We start from the raw sequence: 18,410 nt of genomic DNA, 5'->3' as shown, positions 1-18,410 counted from the left end.
TTTTTCGCTCCTCAGACGGTGCGGAAAATCGCAACGGCCGAAACAAGCGAAATTAGGGTTGCGAGCCACAGGCTCGAAATCTCAACGCCCTCCCCGATCGGCAGCGTCAGAAGCGGGTCGGTGCCGACAAAGGCGATCCACAAAAGATGAATGACGGCGGCGAGCACCAGCGAAATGAACAGCCGGTCGCCGCGCGTGGTCGGAATGCGCAGCACGCCGACGCGCTCGGCTTCGGGATAGGCGGCCGCAAGCCATGTCATCACGCCCAAAGTCAGCGCCAGCATCACGAAGAAGATCGCGGTCGGCAGCGTCCAGGCCATCCATGCGATGTTTTCCATCTGTGCCCCCTACACCCGGCCGAGCGCAAAGCCGCGCGCGATGTAGTTGCGGACGAACCAGATCACAAGCGCACCCGGAATGATGGTGAGCACTCCGGCGGCGGCCAAGAGGCCCCAGTCCATGCCCGCGGCCGAGACGGTGCGCGTCATGATCGCCGAGATCGGCTTGGCGCTGACCGACGTCAGCGTGCGCGCCAGCAGCAACTCGACCCAGGAGAACATGAAGCAGAAGAACGCGGCGACGCCGATACCGCTTGCGATCAGCGGCACCAGGATCTTGACGAAGAAGCGCGGGAACGAATAGCCGTCGAGGAACGCGGTCTCGTCGATCTCGCGCGGCACGCCGGAGACGAAACCTTCGAGAATCCAAACCGCCAGCGGGACGTTGAAGATGCAATGCGCCAGCGCGACCGCCCATGGCGTATCGAACAGGTTGATCGCCGAGTAGAGGTTGAAGAACGGCAGCGCAAATACCGCGGCCGGCGCCATCCGGTTCGACAGCAGCCAGAAGAACAAATGCTTGTCGCCGAGGAAACGGTAGCGCGAGAAGCCGTAGGCGGCCGGCAGCGCCACCGCGATCGAGATCACGGTGTTGATGATCACGTATTTCAGCGAGTTGATGTAGCCGGAATACCAGCTCTCGTCGGTAAAGATACGCTTGTAGTTCTCCAGCGTCGGCTGGTGCGGCCACAGCGTCATCGTGGTGACGATCTCGGCGTTGGTCTTGAAGCTCATGTTGACGAGCCAGTAGATCGGCAACAGCAGGAAGATCAGAAACAGCGAGATGATGAGACGGCGTCCGGGAATCGAATGCATCAGGCGCCTCCCTTCTTGGCGGGACGTTCGGTCCCGGCGTTGGTCATGACGGTGTAGAAGATCCAGCACACGATCAGGATGATCAGATTGTAGACCAGCGACAACGCAGCCGCCTTGCCGAGGTCGAACTGCCCGAGCGCGATCTTGACCAGTTCGATCGAAACGAAGGTGGTCGAGTTGCCGGGACCGCCGCCGGTCACGACGAACGGCTCGGTGTAGATCATGAAACTGTCCATGAAGCGCAGCAGCACTGCGATCAGCAGCACGCGGTTCATCTTCGGCAACTGGATCGCCTTGAACACCGCCCAGCGCGAGGCGCCATCGATCTGCGCCGCCTGGTAATAGGCGTCGGGGATCGACTTCAGCCCGGCGTAGCACAACAGCGCAACGAGGCTGGTCCAGTGCCAGACATCCATCACGATGACGGTAGCCCAGGCGTCGAACTCGTTGGAAACGTAATTGTAGTCGAAGCCGAGACCGTTGAGCGTATAGCCGAGCAGGCCGATGTCGGGCCGGCCGAAAATCTGCCAGATCGTTCCGACCACGTTCCACGGAATCAGCAGCGGCAGCGCCAGGATCACGAGGCATACGGCAACGGTCCAGCCCTCGCGCGGCATCGACAGCGCCACCACGATGCCGAGCGGCACCTCGATGGCCAGGATGATGGCGGAGAACAGCAGGTTGCGGCCGAGCGAAGCCAGGAAGCGCCCACCGAGATCGGTCGACGGATCGAGCAGCTCCTTGAACCAGCCGACGCCGTTCCAGAAGAACTGGTTGTTGCCGAACGTGTCCTGCATCGAATAGTTCACGACCGTCATCAACGGCAGCACCGCGGAGAACGCGACCACCGCGAATACCGGCAGCACCAGGAACCAGGCTTTCTGGTTGATGGTCTTGTCCATCAGGCAACCCCCTCGACCAGGCGGCTGTCGGCATAGACGTGAACATGCGCCGGATCGAACACCAATCCGACCACGTTGTCGGGAACGGAAAATCCCGGCGGCACACGCGCGGAAAACTTTGCATCACCGACGCGAACGCGGGCGAAACGGGCGCGGCCGAGATCATCAATGCGCTCGATCGTCGCCGACAGCAGACCGGATGCGGGCGCTGCGACATTGAGGAATTCCGGCCGCACGCCGATCTCGATTCTGGCGCCTGCCGGCAGCACGCCGTAATTGCGATGCAGACCAATGGTGTGGCCGTCGACGCGCGCCTCGTGTCCGCTGACCGCGGCCGGCACGATGTTCATGCCGGGCGAGCCGATGAAATAGCCGACGAAGGTATGCGCGGGCTTGTCAAATAGTTCGGCCGGCGTGCCGCTCTGCACCACGCGGCCGTCATGCATGACGACGACGGTGTCGGCGAAGGTCAGCGCCTCGGTCTGGTCATGGGTGACATAGATCATCGTGAGATCGAGCTCGCGGTGCAGCGCCTTGAGTTTTGAGCGCAACTGCCATTTCAGCTCGGGATCGATCACTGTCAGCGGCTCGTCGAACAGCACGGCTGCAACGTCGGAACGGACGAGGCCGCGGCCGAGCGAAATCTTCTGCTTGGCGTCGGCGGTCAGGCGCGTTGCCTTGCGGCGGAGATAGGGTGTGAGATCGAGCAGGTCGGCGATCTGCTTCACCCGCGCCTCGACCTCGGCCTTCGGCACGCCGCGGTTCTGCAGCGGGAATGCGAGGTTCTGCCCGACCGTCATGGTGTCGTAGATCACCGGAAACTGGAACACCTGCGCGATATTGCGCTTCTGGGTTGACAGCGGTGTGATATCGGCGCCGTCGAACAGGATATTGCCGCGCGACGGGGTGACGATCCCGGAGATCAGGTTGAGCAGCGTGGTCTTGCCGCAGCCGGACGGGCCGAGCAGTGCATACGCCCCGCCCTGCCGCCAGGTCATCGTCACCGGCTTCAGCGCAAACGATTCCGCCGGCGCAGCATTGCCGCTGTAGGAGTGCGCGAGATCGACGAGGTCAATGCGAGCCATGCTGCATCTCCCTCAATTAGGGCCCGGCGCCGCGACCAGGCGGTCGGCGGCGTCGAACACGAAAACATTATTTGGATCGAGCACGGCATCGAGCAAATGGCCGGGCTCGTATTCATGCACGCCCGGCAGCACTGCAACCCAGTTGGAGGTGCCGCGATTGAGATGCACAAAACTTTCCGAACCCGTGATCTCGGTTACGGTGACGGTGGCGTGAAACGCGTGGCGGCCGGCGATACCGCGGGCCACTTCGAGCTGATGGGCGCGGAATCCGACGCGATAGGTACCATCGGCAAGCTGCGCGTAGAGGCCGGCTGCCGGCGCCTGAATGCCGCCGGCGTACTGCACGGAGCCGTTTTTCTTCTCGATGCCGACGATATTGAGCGGCGGATCGGAGAACACCTGCGCCACCCGCAACGTGCCGGGATGGCGATAAACTGTCGACGTGTTGCCGGCCTGCAGAACCTGGCCCTCCCACATGCACACGGTGTCGCCGCCGAGCAGCAGGGCCTCCGAGGGCTCGGTCGTCGCATAGACGAAGATCGCGCCCGACGCTTCGAAGATGCGCGGCAGTTCGGCGCGCAACTCCTCGCGCAGCTTGTAATCGAGGTTGGCAAGCGGCTCGTCCAAGAGCACCAGGTCGGCGCCCTTGACCAGCGCACGCGCGATCGCGGTGCGCTGCTGCTGGCCACCGGAAAGCTGCAGCGGAGTACGCTTCAGATAGGGCTCGAGCCGCAGCAGTTTTGCGGCTTCCTGCACGCGCCGGTCGATCTCCTCGCGCGGCCGGCCCTGCACCCGCAGGGGCGAAGCGATGTTCTCATAGACCGTCAGCGAGGGATAGTTGATGAATTGCTGATAGACCATCGCGACCGAGCGCTGTCGCACGTCCGCGCCGGTGACATCCTTGCCGTCGACCAGAACGCGGCCGGTGGCGGGCTTGTCGAGGCCGGCGAGGAGACGCATGATCGAGGTCTTGCCCGACAGCGTCGGCCCGAGCAGCACACTCAACGTACCGCGCTCGAGAGTCAGCGAGACATCGCGAATGGTCGGGATGCCGTCCACGGTCCGCGTGACATGTTCGAGCGTGACGCTCATGGCCGTCCTCCCGCTTCTCGCAAGGGACGTTCGCCTGGGGCACTGTTGGCCTTGATCCATTCGTCGAGGGCGGCGATCTCGTCGGCCGACAGCCGCAAGCCGAGCTTGGACCTTCGCCACACCACGTCTTCGGCGGTGCAGGCCCATTCGTTCGATATCAGGTAGCGGACTTCGCTTTCCGTCAAGGTAGCGCCGAAGGATTGACCGAGATCGGCAAAAGACTTCGCGTTGCCGAGCAGTTTTGTAGCACGCGTGCCATAGGCATGCGCTAGCCGGTTGGCATGGGCCGGCTCGAGGAACGGATATTCCTGCGTCAGTTCCGCCGTCAGCGCGGCGACCGCCGACACATCCATGTCGCCGCCGGGTAGCGGCGCCTTGCCGGTCCAACCTTCTTTCTCCTTCGCGCTGTGCAGATAGGGCGCGAGCCGTTCCAGCGCCTCTTCCGCCAGGCGCCGATAGGTCGTGATCTTGCCGCCATAGATCGACAGCAACGGTGCGCCGCCGGGCGTATCGAGCTCGAATACGTAATCGCGGGTCGCAGCTTTCGCTTCACTGGCGCCATCGTCATAAAGCGGACGGACACCGGAATAGGTCCAGACCACATCCGCAGGCAGCACCGGTTTTTTCAGGTATTCGCTGGCCGAGGCGCAGAGATACTGGATCTCCTCAGGCGAGGCTTTCACCTTGGCCGGATCGCCGTCGTAGTCGCGATCGGTGGTGCCGATCAGGGTGAAATCGTCCTGGTAGGGAATGACGAAGATGATGCGGCCGTCGGCGTTCTGGAACATGTAGGCGCGGTCGTGCTCATAGAGCTTGCGCACCACGATGTGCGAGCCCTGCACCAGCCGCACTTTTGCCCGCGCGTTGACGCCCGAGCCCGACGAGAGCACCTGTTCGACCCACGGGCCGCCGGCATTGACCAGCGCCCGCGCCCGAATGGTCGTGCGCTCTGCGCTGACCGTATTCTCGACGGTGACCTGCCAGACGCCGTCGGCCTGACGGATCTCGACCGCGCGCGAGCGGGTATGAATTTCGGCGCCGCGATCGGCGGCGTCCCGTGCCGTGAGCACGACGAGGCGCGCATCATCGACGAAGCAGTCGGAATATTCAAAGCCCCTGGAGTAGCGGTTGGCGATCAAGGGTTTTCCCACCTCGTCATGGACGAGATCGACCGAACGGGTCGGCGGCAGCAGGTGCCGGCCGCCGATATGGTCGTACAGGAACAACCCTAGCCTGAGCAGCCAAGCCGGGCGCAGCCCTGCATGGTGCGGCAAAACGAAACGCAAAGGCCTGATGATGTGGGGCGCGATCTGCCAGAGGATCTCGCGCTCGATCAGCGCCTCTCGGACCAGCCGGAACTCGTAATATTCGAGATAGCGCAGCCCGCCATGCACCAGCTTGGTCGACCAGGACGACGTCCCGCTCGCCAAGTCATTCATTTCGCATAGGAAAACGGAATTGCCCCGGCCCACGGCATCGCGCGCGATGCCGCAGCCATTGATGCCGCCTCCGATGATGGCGAGGTCGAAAATCCGATCCAACAGACGCTTCCCCGGCGATCGCCTTCTTCACTTCGGCGATTTTACTTTCGGATGGGAGTTAATCACAAAGGAAAACGAAAGCAAGACGAAAGCGGGGAGCCTGACGTTTTTGGGACACTGGCCGATCCAAGCCCAGCGTGAGTTCGACGGTTACCAGTGTCCTAATTCGTCTCAGGGAGTTCTTTGCTCAAAGCAATTCACTCTTAGAATCAGTTTGGTGGTCTGGTGTTATGAGGCTCAGGGTAGGTAATCTCGTCAAGCATAAGAGCGGCGGACCGATCATGATGGTCGATGCGGCCCCGCCCGATGGTATGCGGCTGTTAGATGGCGACGTTTACTGTTCGTGCGTTTGGGTTGAGAGCCGCGTTCGAAAATTCAGGACCTTCCGATTTTCGCATCTCGAAACTGTCTACGCCGACGGCTCGCCGCGAAACTACGACGCGGAAAAGTAAGGCCGCGTCAAATCGGCGGTCTCGTTCCAATTATGGGGCCTGTGCGCAGTTGCCCAACCTTCAACCGTTCTACTTTAACCGCACCACTGAAGCGGGCTCGCCCGTCTCGCCCGCCTCGTCGACATCCGCCGCCGGCTTGTCCATCGCCTCGACCACTTCGATGCCGCGGTGGCTGCAGATGCTGGCGAGGCCTGCGGGTAGCGGCGCATCGGTCACAAAGGTCTGGATCTGGCTGAGATGGGCGATGCGAACCGGCGCGCTGCGGCGGAGCTTTGTCGAGTCTGCGACCAGCATGACGCTGCGGGCGTTGGCGATGATCGCCTGCGCTGCCTGCACCTCGCGGTAGTCGAAGTCGAGCAGCGCGCCCTCTTCGTCGATCGCGGATGCGCCGATGATGGCGTAATCCACCTTGAACTGGCCGATCAGGCTGATCGCGGTCGAGCCGATCACCGCGCCGTCGGCGCGGCGCACCGCGCCACCGGCCACGATCACCTCGATGCGTGGATGGCGATACAACAGCATCGCGACGTTGAGGTTGTTGGTGATGACGAGCAAATCCTCATGCGAGGTCAGCGCGCTCGCGACTTCTTCCGTCGTGGTGCCGATGTTGATGAACAGCGAGCAGCCGTTCGGAATCCGCGACGCGGCGGCAATGCCGATCGCCCGCTTCTCCTCCGCCGCCACGAAACGTCGCGCCTCATAGGCGAGGTTTTCCACGCCAGAGGCGATGATGGCGCCGCCATGGATGCGGGTCAGCGAACGCTGGTCGCAGAGGTCGTTGAGATCCTTGCGGATGGTCTGTGCCGAAACCTCGAAACGCTTGGCGAGATCTTCCACCATCACCCGGCCAAAGGCGCGGGCGATGTTGAGAATTTCAGTCTGACGGTGGGACAGTCCGGCCACGGCTGGCACCCTTGAGATATGGACTTGAGATATCGGCCCGGGGCACAAAGTTGCCGCTATGGTGCGGCTGATTGGGGCCGCGGTCAACGAGGGAGATCGGCCGCAAAGGCATTTGGCGGAGCAAAACAACGAATCCTGGTTAAGGCGACCGCGCTCGGAGCCATGCAGGCTCGCACCATGCGCGGGGCGCTCGACAAAGCAATTTGTGGCTGCAACACTATGATCACAACCAGAAACGAATGGAGGAAACCATGAAGATCGATCGCCGTCAGCTGGCCTTGCCTGTCCTCGCAATTGGGCTTGGGGTTGGGGTTGGGCTCACGAGCGTCGTCCCGGCTTTTGCCGGTGCGGACGAGGATGTCATTGCGAAGAACGTGGAAGCCTTCCGTGCGGCGCAGGCGGCTGGCAATGCCGAGGGGATCGCCCCGCTCTGCGCGGAAGAACTCAGCTACAGCCACTCGAACGCCAAGATCGACACCAAGGCGTCGCTTCTCGACGGCATCGCCAAGGCCAACTACAAATGGACGTCGCTCGAATACAAGGATCCCACGATCCGCGTCGTCGGCCCGACCGCCATCGTTCGCTTCAACTTCGTCGGCGAGCAGGAGTTTACCGACGGCAAGAAGACGCCGCAGAACCTTCACATCCTGATGAACTGGCAGAAGCAGGGCTCGGATTGGAAACTGCTGTCGCGGTCGGCCACCAAGCTCTGACCCCCGGAAAACGGGCGCTGGCGGTTACGCTGCCAGCGTCATCCCGCTGGCGAGAAGCCGGGCAGCGCGCTCGGCCTCGCGCGCGTTGCGGAATATCTGCCCCTCCAGCCGGTTGAAACGGTGCGAGGCGGCAAAGAACCGATAGCCGCCGGGCGCGCGCACAATAATGCCAGCCGGCTGCGAGCCGACTTCGATGATATAGGTGTCCGACATGGCCCAGCCTCTGATTTCTTCCGGGCCTACAACGGGTTGCAAGGCAAATCGTTCCCTGCTTTCGCGCGTTGCGCCGCAAGGCCAACCTATGTCAAAGCTGATCGTGGAATACGCTAGCGAATCGCTCAAATGGCTGGAGAACTGACATGATGCCGAAGTTCGCGCTCTCGATACTGGTTGCCCTTGCGGTCTGCGCACCGCTCCAGGAGGCGGCGGCGCAGGAAAGCACGCTCGGGGGCGCGCTGTTCGGTGGTGCCGCGGGGGCCATCGTCGGAGGTGCACTCGGCGGCGGCCGTGGCGCTGCGGTCGGCGCGATCGTGGGTGCCACGACGGGAGCCGCGATCGGCGCCCAGGGCGAACCGCGGCCCGGTGGCTATCGCTATTATCAGGGCGGCTGCTACGTCGAGCAGCCCGGCGGCTGGCAAGAGGTTTCGCCGCGCTATTGCGGTGTCCAGGCGCAATATGCACCTCCCCCGCCCCGGTATTATGACGACACGCCGCGCTGCATGCGCTCGCAGACCTATGATCCGCGCCGAGGCACGTTCATCGGCCGTGACGGTTACGAGCGTCCTTGCCCGTAAGATTCAGGTCGCAATCACACCGTCGGGGCTGACCGGCTGCGGGTGGCCGTTATCGTCGATCGAGACGTAGGTGAAGTTGCCGTCGGTCACCAGGATCGACTGCAACTCCTTGCGGCGCACGACCCAGGCTTCGAGATGGACCGTGATCGAGGTGCGCCCGACCCGCACGAGATTGGCGTAGACCGAAACGAGATCGCCGACATAGACGGCTTTGCGGAAATTCATTGCCTCGATCGCGACCGTCACGGTGCGGGATTTCGCGATCTTGGAAGCGAACACGCCGCCGCCGACGTCCATCTGGCTCAATAGCCAGCCGCCAAAGATATCGCCATTGGCGTTGGTATCAGCCGGCATCGCCAGCGTGCGGATGCAGAGATCGCCGCCCGGCTCGGTCTCGCTGTTGACCAACGCGTGCACTTGCGTTTCGCTCACTTGAAAGTCTCCCAGCCGGCATCCGGCGTAAACCTGCCGCCGAACTTGTCGGTCAGGGCGTCCAGCGTCGAGACCACGTTCTCCACCCCACGGCTTCGCGCATAGTTCAGAGGACCGCCGCGGAACGGCGCGTAGCCGGTGCCGAAGATGACGGCGCCGTCGACCACGTCGGCGTTGTCGACAATGCCCTCGCGCAGGCAGGCGACGCAGACATTCGACATCGGCAGGATCAGCCGGTCGATCATTTCCGCAGATGGTTCCGAGATCGCGGACATACCCCCGGTGTCGGCCTTGCCGTCCTTCCAGGTGTAAAAGCCCTTGCCGGTCTTGCGGCCGAGTTCGCCCTTGGCGACCTTTTCGCGCAGCCACGCCGGCGTCGGCGGCAGCATGTCGCCAAACTTCGAGCGCAGCATGTCGCCGACATCGAGGCAGATATCGAGGCCGACCTGATCGGCCAATTCAATCGGCCCCATCGGCATGCCGAACTTTTTCGCGGCGGCGTCGATGACGGTCTTGTCGATTTTCTCATCCAGCATCACCATCGCTTCCAGCATGTACGGCGTCAGCGCGCGGTTGACGAGGAAGCCGGGTGACGATTTTACAGGCAGCGGCAGGCGATCGATGGCACCAACGAAAGCCAGCGCCTCCTTCAGCAGTTGCGCATCGGTGCCATCATGGCTGACGACCTCGACGAGTTGCAGCCGCGATACCGGGTTGAAGAAGTGTAGCCCCAGCAGCCGCTCGGGCCTCGAGAGGGTGGTGCGCAGATCCTGCAGCGGAATGCTCGACGTGTTGGTGGCGAGGATCGCGCCCGGCTTCATGACAGGCTCGAGCCCGGCATAGACCTTCTGCTTCAGCTCCAGCTTTTCCGGCACCGCCTCGATGATGAGATCGGCGTTACGGACGCCCTCGGCCTGCATGTCCGGCATCAGCCGGTCGAGCGCATCGCGCACGGCGGTGCGCTTGCGCAGGATCTTGCCGTAGAGGTCGGCGGCGCGTTTGATCGCGCCCGCGATTGGCTCCGGCTTCATGTCGGCGAGCGTCACCCGCAAATCCTGGCCGGCGCACCAGGCGGCAATGTCGCCGCCCATCGCGCCCGCACCGATGACGTGAACGTGCGCGATCTTGTTGCCGCCGCCTGCGAGCTTCTTCATCTGCTCACGCAGGAAGAACACGCGGATCAGGTTCTGCGCGGTTGGTGTTACCATCAATTTGGCAAACGACGTCTTCTCGGCACTGAGCATTGCCCGACGGTCGCCGCCATGCTTTTCCCAGAGATCGATCAGCGCGTAAGGCGCGGGATAATGCGCTTCCGGCGCGGCCTTGGCGGCCTCGCTGCGCATGCGGCCGGCGAGGAAGCCCCTGACGGGACCGAGGCTGAGAAAATTGTTGAGCAGCCCGGCCCGCGCACGCTTGAGGCGGCCGGATACGGCGTCCTTCACCGCGTTCAGGACATGGCGCTCCTGCGTTACCGCATCGACCAGCCCGAGCGATTTTGCCTTGCGCGCATCGATGGTTCTGCCGGTGAGCATCAGCGGCATCGCCTGCATCGGGTTGACGAGCTGCGTGAAACGAACCGTGCCGCCAAGGCCAGGATGCAGGCCGAGCATCACCTCGGGGAAACCGAACCGCGCGTCCTCGATCGCGATCCGCATCTGGCAGGCCAGCGCTACTTCGAGGCCGCCGCCGAGGCAGAAGCCGTGGATTACGGCCACGCTCGGAACCCGCAGGGCTTCCAGCCGGTCGATCACGGCATGCGCGCGGCCGATCTCAGTCTCGACCGCCGCCACATCGGTCGCGCCGCGAAACGCGTTGACGTCAGCGCCCGCGATGAAGCCGGACTTTTTAGAGGAACGGATGACGAGACCGGTAGGGCGCTGGCTTTCGAGCTCGGACAAAACCTTGTCGAGTTCCTCGATCAGATCCGCCGAGAGCGTGTTCGCGCTGGTGCCCTCGCGATCGAACAAGAGCCAGGCGACGCCGTCTGCATCGCGGGTCAGCTTGAAATTCCTGTACGGACCACCGGCACCGGGCTTCGGCCCGAGTTCGAGCACGCGATCGCCGAGAACGTTCATGATCTGTGAGTCCATGATCACACCGTCTCTATCAGCATCGCGCCGCCCTGCCCGCCGCCGATACATTCGGTGGCTATGCCGCGCCGTGTGCCCAACCGCTTCATGGCATTGACGAGATGCAGCACGATACGGTTGCCGCTGCAGCCGACGGGATGGCCGAGACTGATCGCCCCGCCATCGACGTTCAATCTGCTCTGGTCGAGTTCACCGGCCGCGCCGTCAAGGCCGAGAATCTCCTTGCAGAATTTCTCGTCGTTCCAGGCGGCAAGGCAGCCCAGCACCTGCGTTGCAAACGCCTCGTTCAATTCCCAGGTCTCGACATCTGAGAGCGTCAGCTCGTTGCGCTTCAACAGCTCGGTTGCCGACAGCACCGGGCCGAGACCCATGATGCCGGGATCGAGCGCCGACCATTGGCTGTCGAGAATGACCGCCTTCGGCGTCAGGCTATGTTTGACGACCGCCTCTTCGGACGCGAGGATCACCCAGGACGCGCCGTCGGTGATCTGCGAGGAATTGCCGGCGGTGACCTTGCCCCAGGGACGCTCGAACACCGGCTTCAGTTTTGCAAGCGACTCCGGCGTCGAGTCCGGCCGCACGCCGTCGTCATGTTCGTAGAACCTTCCATCACGTGCGAACGCCGTCTCGACCTCGCCCTTGAGCCAGCCTTCCGATTGCGCTTTCGCTAGCCGCTTGTGGCTTTCGGCGGCGTAAGTGTCCGACTGCACGCGGGTGATGCCAAAGAGGTGCCCGACCACCTCGGCGGTCTGGCCCATGTTGAGCTCGGTGATGGGATCGGTGAGACCGCGCTCCAGTCCGATGATCGGCTTGAAATAGCTCGGCTTCACCTTCAGCGCGGCCATGATCTTTGCGCCGATACCCTTGGCTCCCGCAAGGCCCGCAAACCAGCGCACGCCCTGTTGCGACCACACCAGCGGCGCGTGGCTCAGCGCTTCGGCGCCACCCGCAAGAATCAGGTCTGAGACGCCTTCACGGATGTAGCGGTAAGCCGTGTCGATCGATTGCATGCCGGAGCCGCAATTGATCTGCACGGTGAAGGCGACCATCTTCTCGCCCATGCCGAGCCGCAGCGCGGCGACGCGGGCAGGGTTCATTTCGTCGGCGATGACGTTGACGCAGCCGAGGATGACCTGATCGAAGGCGTCGGGCGCAAAAGGCTGCCGCGCCAGCAGCGGCCGGCCGCACTGCACGGCGAGATCGACCGGGGTGAACGGGCCGGGGCCGGAGCGCGCTTTCAGGAACGGCGTCCGGCTGCCGTCAACGATAAAGACCGGTCGCGCCATCAGCTCGCTGCCCTCTGCTCACCCAGTTCCTGGAAGAATTGATGCACGTCGGCGCCCTTCCTGTAAATCGGCGACAACGCTTCGGCTGCGAAATCGTCGACCTCGATCACCTTCGCCACGGCTTCACGCGCAGCCTGCAGCTTCTCGCCTTGGGCTTGCGTAATGACGCCCTTCTTTACCGCCTCCTTCCAGTCATGCAGGCGTGCGGCGCGCATCTGCTTGGAAACTTCTTCTGCCGCGGTGACCAGGAGGAACGCTTTTTCGAGCCGGGCGATGCCGCCGTCGTCATCGACCGCAGAAAGATCTGATGTCAGCCGGTCGCGCGCCGCCGACGGCTCCAGCACGAGCTGCGCGCATTGATGCACAACGCGGTCGGACGGGCCGGTCACCCTTGCACCGAGCGGCTGGATCAGGAATTTCAGGATGACTGCCACGAGCCGGTTCGGCAGGTTGGCGAAGATTTCAGCAAAGCGGTTCTCGATGGTTTTGAAACCGCTCGCCATGCACCATTCGAGCGCCGCGAAATCTTCCTTCTGCCGTCCCTCATCCTGCCAGCGTTTCAGTGCGGCCGACAATAGATAGAGTTCGGAAAGAATATCGCCGAATCGGGCGGAGAGCATTTCCTTGCGCTTGAGTGCGCCGCCGAGTGTGAGCAGCGCCATGTCTGCGCACAGCGCAAACGCCGAAGAATAGCGCGAGAGCTGACGATAGAACCGCGTTGCTTCCCCGGCGTCGGGTGCCGGTGCAAACAGGCCGCCGCTCCAGCTTCGTCCCCAGGCGCGGAACATGGTTTTAAAGCTGTGGCCGAGATGTTTCCACAACGCCTTGTCGAAGGCGTCGAGTCCCTTGGCGCGATCGGCGTCGCCGAGCGCGTTCATCTCCTCGAGCAGATAGGGATGCGCGCGGATTGCTCCCTGCCCGAATACGATCAGGTTGCGGGTCAGGATATTGGCGCCCTCCACGGTGATGCCGACCGGCACCGCGCGATAGAGGTTGCCCATGTAATTCTGCGGCCCGTCGATCACGGCCTTGCCGCCATGGATGTCCATGGCATCGTCAATCACGACCCGCATCCGCTCGGTGGCGTGCAGCTTCATGATGCCGGAAATGACGGCGGGATGATGCCCCTGATTGAGCGCTGCGCATGTGAGGCGCCGCGCAGCGTCGAGCAGATAGGCTGTGCCGGCGATGCGGGCGAGCGGCTCCTCGATGCCTTCGAACTTGCTGATAGAGATTCCGAACTGCTCGCGGATGCGCGCATAGGCCCCGGTGGTGCGCGCCGCATAGGCCGCGCCCGCGGCGGAGAGTGACGGCAGCGAGATGCCGCGGCCGGCGGCCAGCGCCGTCATCAGCATCTTCCAGCCCTGCCCGAGCCGCTCTTGCCCGCCGATGATGCAGTCCATCGGAATGAACACGTCGCGGCCCCAGTTCGGGCCGTTCTGGAACACCTGCATCGCCGGCAGATGCCTGCGGCCGATCTCGACACCGGGCAGATCAGTCGGGATCAGGGCGACGGTAATGCCGAGATCTTCCTGATCTCCCACGAGATGATCGGGATCATAGGCCTTGAAAGCGAGACCGAGCAGCGTGGCGACCGGCCCCAGCGTGATGTAGCGCTTGTGCCAGTTCAGCCGCAGGCCGATTACCTCGCGGCCTTCGAAAGTGCCCTTGCAGATGATGCCGGTGTCGACCATCGACGCCGCATCGGAGCCGGCTTCCGGGCTGGTCAGGCCGAAGCAGGGAATATCAGCGCCCTCGGCGAGCCGTGGCAACCATTTCTGCTGCTGCTCCCCGGTGCCGAAGCGCATCAATAGTTCGCCCGGCCCGAGCGAGTTCGGCACCATCACGGTGACGGCCGCGGTCAGCGAGCGCGAGGAAAGTTTTCGCACCACTTCCGAGTGCCCATAGGGCGAGAAACCCAGCCCGCCAAATTCCTTTGGGATGATCATGCCGAAGAATTTGTGTCGCCTGATGAAGGCCCATGCTTCGGGCGGCAGATCGCGCCATTCCCAATTGATCTTCCATTCGTCAAGCATGGCGCAGAGCTCGTCGACCGGACCATTGAGGAAGGCCTGCTCTTCCGCGGTCAGCGTCGCCGGCGCGGTCGCCAGCAATTTCGACCAGTCGGGATTGCCGGTGAAGAGATCGGCGTCCCACCAGACGTCACCGGCTTCGAGCGCCTCGCGCTCGGTGTCGGACATCGCCGGCATTGCGCCACGCGCGAAAGCGAAGATCGGCTTGCTGATGAAATCGCGGCGGAAGCTCATGGCGAACTCTCCCTGGTCTGCGGCGCGACATCGCGCCCCACCTGTGCCAAACGACGGCCCATTCTAGCTGAAACGCACGGGTTTCGGGGACGCTTCGCATTGAGAATGAAACGAAATTGATAAACCGGGAGATAACGGTGGAGGCCCGGGCTCGTTCCCAAACGGCGGTATTGTCCGCCGGTTGGAGGCTGGCGAGGTTGCCGTCTGGAGTGCCCGCCGGCCCGCACCGACGGCGCAAGCCTTACGAGTAACGCTTGCCGCGCCGCCGCTCGTTGGGAACGAACACGGCGAACACCTCTCTGACGCGAACGGCAGGCGTGACATCGCGGGTAAAGCGAAGCTCCGCGGTCGTCCGGGTTTCCTCCACGCGAGGCGCGTAAAGGGCGCTCTCGTACAGCGATCCGTCGAACCGCAAATTACTCTCGTCGTCGGTGAGATAAGCATTCGAAATAAACAGGAAAACAAGCAGCGTCGATCCTACGACAGTAAAATATTTGAATATGGGCATTGGTACACGAGCCTCTCCCTTTCTTGAAAAGGAGGGTGCACCACGCGCCATAAAAGCCGGGTTTAGACGCGCCCAGCTTTTGCCCAAAGGGTTGGCTGCCGGTTGCCGATTTGAGACGAATTTTAATGAACCGCCGCCGATGACCGTGGACATCGGGTCTGAACGGAAATTCCCTTCGAATCCAGCCGAAGCTGACGAAAAACCAGATTGAAAAATGGACTAACGAGACAGCCTGCTAAGAAGCGCCACGAGCTCGCCCTGGCGATGCGTGCCGGTTCTGTTGAAAATTGCCTTGAGATGACTTCGGGCTGTTTCGACGGTGACGCCCATTTCGGCCGCAGCAGTTTCCATGGAACTGCCGGTCGCGAGCTTTCCGGCGAGCTTGGCTTGCGCCGGCGTCAGCTCAAAGACTTTCCCGAACATATCCGGATTGACGGCAATAGTGCCTTCGAGATCGTTCAGGACGAGCACGGCGCGCGCCCCGAGAAACGGGCTTCGCGCCGCCGGCGGAACGGGTAGCGCCTTTAGCACCAGAGGCCGCTTGCCTTCTCTCCTGACGATGATCGGATCGAGGCGACAAGCTTGCACGTCCGACGTCTCCTTAAGTCGATCGATGACTTCGGACAGTTCGGAATCGGCGCGGCTGTCATGAAGCACGAGCCGATTGTTTCGGACGAGGATTTCGCGGCCGACATAAGCCTCCATCTGGCGGTTTACGCCAAGCAATCGTCCATGACGGTCAATTGCCAATCCAGGTCGTTGCATGAGGTCAAGGGCGTTCGTCACGCTCAGGATTGCGGCCCGTCCAACCGCGGTCGAAAGCGTGGCGGCTTCGGTCAGCCTCTGGGAAAGCTGCGACAGCGCCTGCACCTCGTCGCGTTCGAACATCCCTTGCTTGGGGGTGCGCTGAATCGTCAATCCCCATAGCGCCGGGCCGGCCCGGAAGCCGATCGCCGCAAACCACTTCAATCCATATCCGGCGAGATTTGCATAGAGCGGATCGCGCAGCATCTCGGCTTCCGACTTGAACAGATCGGCATCCATAATCACGTCGGCGCCGGCCTGAAGAAGCGGAACGCCCCGCGCGGCTCTTACATCGGCCACGTGGAGTTTATGATGGAAGTAGTTGTCGAAAAAATCGGAGACGGCTTCGGTCCTTGGAATATCCTCGGTTCGCACGTCGCTTTGGAGCATCGCCGCGCCCTTGGCATCGGCGGCCTGGCATATGTCCTCCATCAATTCGGTCCAGACCAATGGGTCCAGGACGGCATCGCCGAGGCGTTTGCCGGCTTCCTCGAGCTTTCGAACGTCGAACAAATTCCCCACCCTCACAAACCCTGTCGACCAGTCGAACCAGTCTGCTTGAGTTTAGCGAAGGAGCAAGCGCCGAGCCTTGTTTTGCGGCTGGAAAAGCGCACGCCCAGAAAACGCACAGAAAATCCTACGGTACTGAAACACCGCCGCGCCAGCAGACTGGCGCCGGCGGGTTGCGTCGGCGCTCAATGGCCGTATCGAAATATCTGCAGAGCGAAGCGTCAGCCCGGCCCTGCCCCCTGCGTGGCGGTGTACACGGCATAGAGCGACTGGCTCGCGGCCATGAACAGGCGGTTTCGCTTGGGTCCGCCGAAGCAGATGTTGCCGCACACTTCGGGCAGCCGGATGCGGCCGATCAACTTGCCGTCAGCCGACCACACCGTCACGCCGCTATAGCCGACGGCGCGGCCGGCGTTGCTCGAACACCAGACATTGCCGTTGACGTCGCAGCGCACGCCGTCCGGTCCGCATTTCACGCCATCGACCATGAAATCGCTGAACCGTTTGTGGTTGGTGAGCTTGTTGTCGCTGCCGACATCGAACACGAACACATCGCCCTTGCCGCCCGCACCGGTATCGCCCGGCCCTTTGCCGGTAGAGGCAACGTACAGCTTCTTGTAGTCGGGCGAGAAGCAGAGGCCGTTGGGATCGGGTACCTGCTCCTCGGTCACCACGAGGTCGATCCGGCCGGAAGGATCGATGCGATAGCAGTTGGTCGGCAGTTCGCGCTTGCCCGGCACGAAGCCGGCCGGCTGGCCGATCCGCGGATTGAGCTTGCCGGCAGAATTGCTCGGGCCGCCCGCGACGTCAGGCTCGCCCTCATAGAGCTGACCGCCATAGGGCGGATCGGTGAACCAGTAGCTGCCATCCGGATGCGCGACGACGTCGTTCGGCGAGTTGAGCTTCTTGCCGTTGTAGGAATCGGCCAGCACGGTCGCGGTGCCGTCATGCTCATAGCGCACGACGCGGCGGGTGAGATGTTCGCATGAGAGCTGGCGGCCCTGGAAATCGAACGAGTTGCCGTTTGAGTTGTTGGAGGGCGTGCGGAAGACGCTGACGTGACCGTCGTCTTCAGACCATCGCATCTGCCTGTTGTTGGGAATGTCGCTCCACAGGAGATAACGGCCCTGCGCACTCCAGGCGGGGCCTTCGGCCCACAACAGCCCGGTGTGCAGGCGCTTGATCGCCGTGTTGGGCTGGGCGAGGTTGTTGAAGGACGGATCGACGGCAATGATGTCGGGATCCCAGAAATAGGTGGTCGGGGCACCGCGCGGACTGAAATCGCGCGGCGGGCTGGTGATCGTCGACGGCGGCGCTACCGGGCCGCCTTGAGGACTACCTTGGGCCAGCGCGCCGCTGACCCCCACCACGGTGGCGCCGGCACAGGCGGCCAGGCCGTGGACAAGCGTTCGCCGTGATATCGAACCTTCTGGATCGCGCTGCCGTTGTGGATCGCGGCGCTCTTGGCGTGTCATCCCATCCTCCCAATGTGTACGCCGACCGTTGATCCCGGCCTGGCAACTCAAGGTTATTCTGCTCCGTCGCCGGTGGCGAGAGCTGCTTTCGACTTTTTTCCCGCGCGTGAGGCTTGCAATGCAAGATGGCATTACCTCGTCCAACTCATGTCGATCGGGAGGCTCTGCACGCGCGGCGAGCGGTTTGGGCGCTTGCCCACCGAAATACGCCGGCCGCCGCGTTACATCAAACCTTCGTGGGGAGTACGTGCCACACGCCTTGCAGTGAGCCGCATCGCTGTCATGGGCGCCGCAGTCCGCCGCAAGGTTCGCAAGATACGGAGAAACCCGCCAGCTTCTCCCGCGAGCGGCGCCAGGAATGAAATGATGCTTCGCGTCGATGATGACGATTCATTTCACAAT

Annotated in this window: 16 protein-coding genes and 1 pseudogene; 2 read left to right on the top strand and 15 right to left on the bottom strand. The window is 62.8% G+C overall.

What is annotated here, in order from left to right; genetic code table 11:
• Nucleotides 1-11: 11 nt before the first annotated feature.
• From V1288_RS18940 to V1288_RS18910, 7 genes are all read right to left on the bottom strand, one after another.
• A complete protein-coding gene (locus V1288_RS18940) occupies nucleotides 12-338 on the bottom strand; it encodes a DUF2160 domain-containing protein (protein WP_334358476.1) in 327 nt (108 codons plus the stop codon).
• A gap of 9 nt (nucleotides 339-347) precedes the next feature.
• Nucleotides 348-1,154, bottom strand: coding sequence for a carbohydrate ABC transporter permease (locus V1288_RS18935; RefSeq protein WP_334358475.1), 807 nt, complete (start codon nucleotides 1,152-1,154; stop codon nucleotides 348-350).
• Complete coding sequence (locus tag V1288_RS18930) at nucleotides 1,154-2,056, bottom strand: carbohydrate ABC transporter permease (protein ID WP_334358474.1); 903 nt, start codon at nucleotides 2,054-2,056, stop codon at nucleotides 1,154-1,156. Before V1288_RS18930 ends, V1288_RS18935 begins: the two co-directional genes overlap by 1 nt.
• Nucleotides 2,056-3,141 carry an ABC transporter ATP-binding protein gene (locus V1288_RS18925; RefSeq protein ID WP_334358473.1) on the bottom strand — a complete coding sequence of 362 codons (1,086 nt, stop codon included), beginning with the start codon at nucleotides 3,139-3,141 and terminating at the stop codon, nucleotides 2,056-2,058. The genes V1288_RS18930 and V1288_RS18925 overlap by 1 nt, the downstream gene beginning before the upstream one ends.
• A gap of 12 nt (nucleotides 3,142-3,153) precedes the next feature.
• Complete coding sequence (locus tag V1288_RS18920; protein ID WP_334358472.1) at nucleotides 3,154-4,233, bottom strand: ABC transporter ATP-binding protein; 1,080 nt, start codon at nucleotides 4,231-4,233, stop codon at nucleotides 3,154-3,156.
• Complete coding sequence (gene glpD, locus V1288_RS18915) at nucleotides 4,230-5,774, bottom strand: glycerol-3-phosphate dehydrogenase (protein ID WP_334358471.1); 1,545 nt, start codon at nucleotides 5,772-5,774, stop codon at nucleotides 4,230-4,232. The genes V1288_RS18920 and glpD overlap by 4 nt, the downstream gene beginning before the upstream one ends.
• Before the next feature lie 521 nt (nucleotides 5,775-6,295).
• Nucleotides 6,296-7,129: a DeoR/GlpR family DNA-binding transcription regulator gene (locus V1288_RS18910; RefSeq protein ID WP_334358470.1), complete on the bottom strand. Its 834-nt coding sequence runs from the start codon at nucleotides 7,127-7,129 to the stop codon at nucleotides 6,296-6,298.
• Nucleotides 7,130-7,380: 251 nt separating this feature from the next.
• Here V1288_RS18910 and V1288_RS18905 point away from each other — a divergent pair, with 251 nt between their 5' ends.
• Nucleotides 7,381-7,842 (top strand): nuclear transport factor 2 family protein, encoded by a 462-nt coding sequence (locus V1288_RS18905; RefSeq protein WP_334358469.1) that lies wholly within the window; start codon nucleotides 7,381-7,383, stop codon nucleotides 7,840-7,842.
• A 24-nt stretch (nucleotides 7,843-7,866) separates the two neighbouring features.
• On the opposite strand, the gene V1288_RS18900 is transcribed toward V1288_RS18905, so the two are convergent.
• The gene (locus tag V1288_RS18900) at nucleotides 7,867-8,055 is read right to left on the bottom strand and encodes a hypothetical protein (protein ID WP_334358468.1); all 189 of its coding nucleotides are present in this window, start codon (nucleotides 8,053-8,055) and stop codon (nucleotides 7,867-7,869) included.
• Between the two features lie 146 nt (nucleotides 8,056-8,201).
• Here V1288_RS18900 and V1288_RS18895 point away from each other — a divergent pair.
• Nucleotides 8,202-8,501 (top strand): annotated as a pseudogene (locus tag V1288_RS18895) (glycine zipper domain-containing protein); the annotation flags it as partial.
• Nucleotides 8,502-8,639: 138 nt separating this feature from the next.
• On the opposite strand, the gene V1288_RS18890 reads toward V1288_RS18895, so the two are convergent.
• From V1288_RS18890 to V1288_RS18860, 7 genes are all read right to left on the bottom strand, one after another.
• Complete coding sequence (locus V1288_RS18890; RefSeq protein WP_334358467.1) at nucleotides 8,640-9,068, bottom strand: acyl-CoA thioesterase; 429 nt, start codon at nucleotides 9,066-9,068, stop codon at nucleotides 8,640-8,642.
• Nucleotides 9,065-11,158 (bottom strand): 3-hydroxyacyl-CoA dehydrogenase NAD-binding domain-containing protein, encoded by a 2,094-nt coding sequence (locus V1288_RS18885; protein WP_334358466.1) that lies wholly within the window; start codon nucleotides 11,156-11,158, stop codon nucleotides 9,065-9,067. The genes V1288_RS18890 and V1288_RS18885 overlap by 4 nt, the downstream gene beginning before the upstream one ends.
• A 2-nt stretch (nucleotides 11,159-11,160) precedes the next feature.
• Nucleotides 11,161-12,444: an acetyl-CoA C-acetyltransferase gene (locus tag V1288_RS18880; protein WP_334358465.1), complete on the bottom strand. Its 1,284-nt coding sequence runs from the start codon at nucleotides 12,442-12,444 to the stop codon at nucleotides 11,161-11,163.
• On the bottom strand, nucleotides 12,444-14,711 hold the full coding sequence (locus tag V1288_RS18875) for an acyl-CoA dehydrogenase (RefSeq protein ID WP_334358464.1): 2,268 nt from the start codon (nucleotides 14,709-14,711) through the stop codon (nucleotides 12,444-12,446). The genes V1288_RS18880 and V1288_RS18875 overlap by 1 nt, the downstream gene beginning before the upstream one ends.
• Before the next feature lie 241 nt (nucleotides 14,712-14,952).
• Complete coding sequence (locus V1288_RS18870) at nucleotides 14,953-15,372, bottom strand: hypothetical protein (protein ID WP_334358463.1); 420 nt, start codon at nucleotides 15,370-15,372, stop codon at nucleotides 14,953-14,955.
• 66 nt (nucleotides 15,373-15,438) lie between these two features.
• Nucleotides 15,439-16,473, bottom strand: coding sequence for a helix-turn-helix transcriptional regulator (locus V1288_RS18865; protein ID WP_334358462.1), 1,035 nt, complete (start codon nucleotides 16,471-16,473; stop codon nucleotides 15,439-15,441).
• A 281-nt stretch (nucleotides 16,474-16,754) separates the two neighbouring features.
• Nucleotides 16,755-18,008, bottom strand: coding sequence for an SMP-30/gluconolactonase/LRE family protein (locus V1288_RS18860; protein WP_334358461.1), 1,254 nt, complete (start codon nucleotides 18,006-18,008; stop codon nucleotides 16,755-16,757).
• Nucleotides 18,009-18,410 lie beyond the last annotated feature (402 nt).

The organism is Bradyrhizobium sp. AZCC 2176 (assembly GCF_036924645.1).
Taxonomy (GTDB): domain Bacteria; phylum Pseudomonadota; class Alphaproteobacteria; order Rhizobiales; family Xanthobacteraceae; genus Bradyrhizobium.
The sequence above is the reverse complement of the archived record's forward strand: the minus strand, read 5'-3'. Positions and strand labels throughout refer to the sequence as shown.

What these genes read in the sequence shown, in the direction of transcription:
- V1288_RS18905 (WP_334358469.1), top strand. Translation starts at nt 7,381, where the DNA reads ATGAAGATCGATCGCCGTCAGCTGGCCTTGCCTGTCCTCGCAATTGGG.
- V1288_RS18885 (WP_334358466.1), bottom strand. Translation starts at nt 11,158, where the DNA reads ATGGACTCACAGATCATGAACGTTCTCGGCGATCGCGTGCTCGAACTC.
- V1288_RS18925 (WP_334358473.1), bottom strand. Translation starts at nt 3,141, where the DNA reads ATGGCTCGCATTGACCTCGTCGATCTCGCGCACTCCTACAGCGGCAAT.
- V1288_RS18935 (WP_334358475.1), bottom strand. Translation starts at nt 1,154, where the DNA reads ATGCATTCGATTCCCGGACGCCGTCTCATCATCTCGCTGTTTCTGATC.
- V1288_RS18900 (WP_334358468.1), bottom strand. Translation starts at nt 8,055, where the DNA reads ATGTCGGACACCTATATCATCGAAGTCGGCTCGCAGCCGGCTGGCATT.
- V1288_RS18875 (WP_334358464.1), bottom strand. Translation starts at nt 14,711, where the DNA reads ATGAGCTTCCGCCGCGATTTCATCAGCAAGCCGATCTTCGCTTTCGCG.
- V1288_RS18860 (WP_334358461.1), bottom strand. Translation starts at nt 18,008, where the DNA reads ATGACACGCCAAGAGCGCCGCGATCCACAACGGCAGCGCGATCCAGAA.
- V1288_RS18940 (WP_334358476.1), bottom strand. Translation starts at nt 338, where the DNA reads ATGGAAAACATCGCATGGATGGCCTGGACGCTGCCGACCGCGATCTTC.
- V1288_RS18870 (WP_334358463.1), bottom strand. Translation starts at nt 15,372, where the DNA reads ATGTCCACGGTCATCGGCGGCGGTTCATTAAAATTCGTCTCAAATCGG.
- V1288_RS18880 (WP_334358465.1), bottom strand. Translation starts at nt 12,444, where the DNA reads ATGGCGCGACCGGTCTTTATCGTTGACGGCAGCCGGACGCCGTTCCTG.
- V1288_RS18930 (WP_334358474.1), bottom strand. Translation starts at nt 2,056, where the DNA reads ATGGACAAGACCATCAACCAGAAAGCCTGGTTCCTGGTGCTGCCGGTA.
- V1288_RS18920 (WP_334358472.1), bottom strand. Translation starts at nt 4,233, where the DNA reads ATGAGCGTCACGCTCGAACATGTCACGCGGACCGTGGACGGCATCCCG.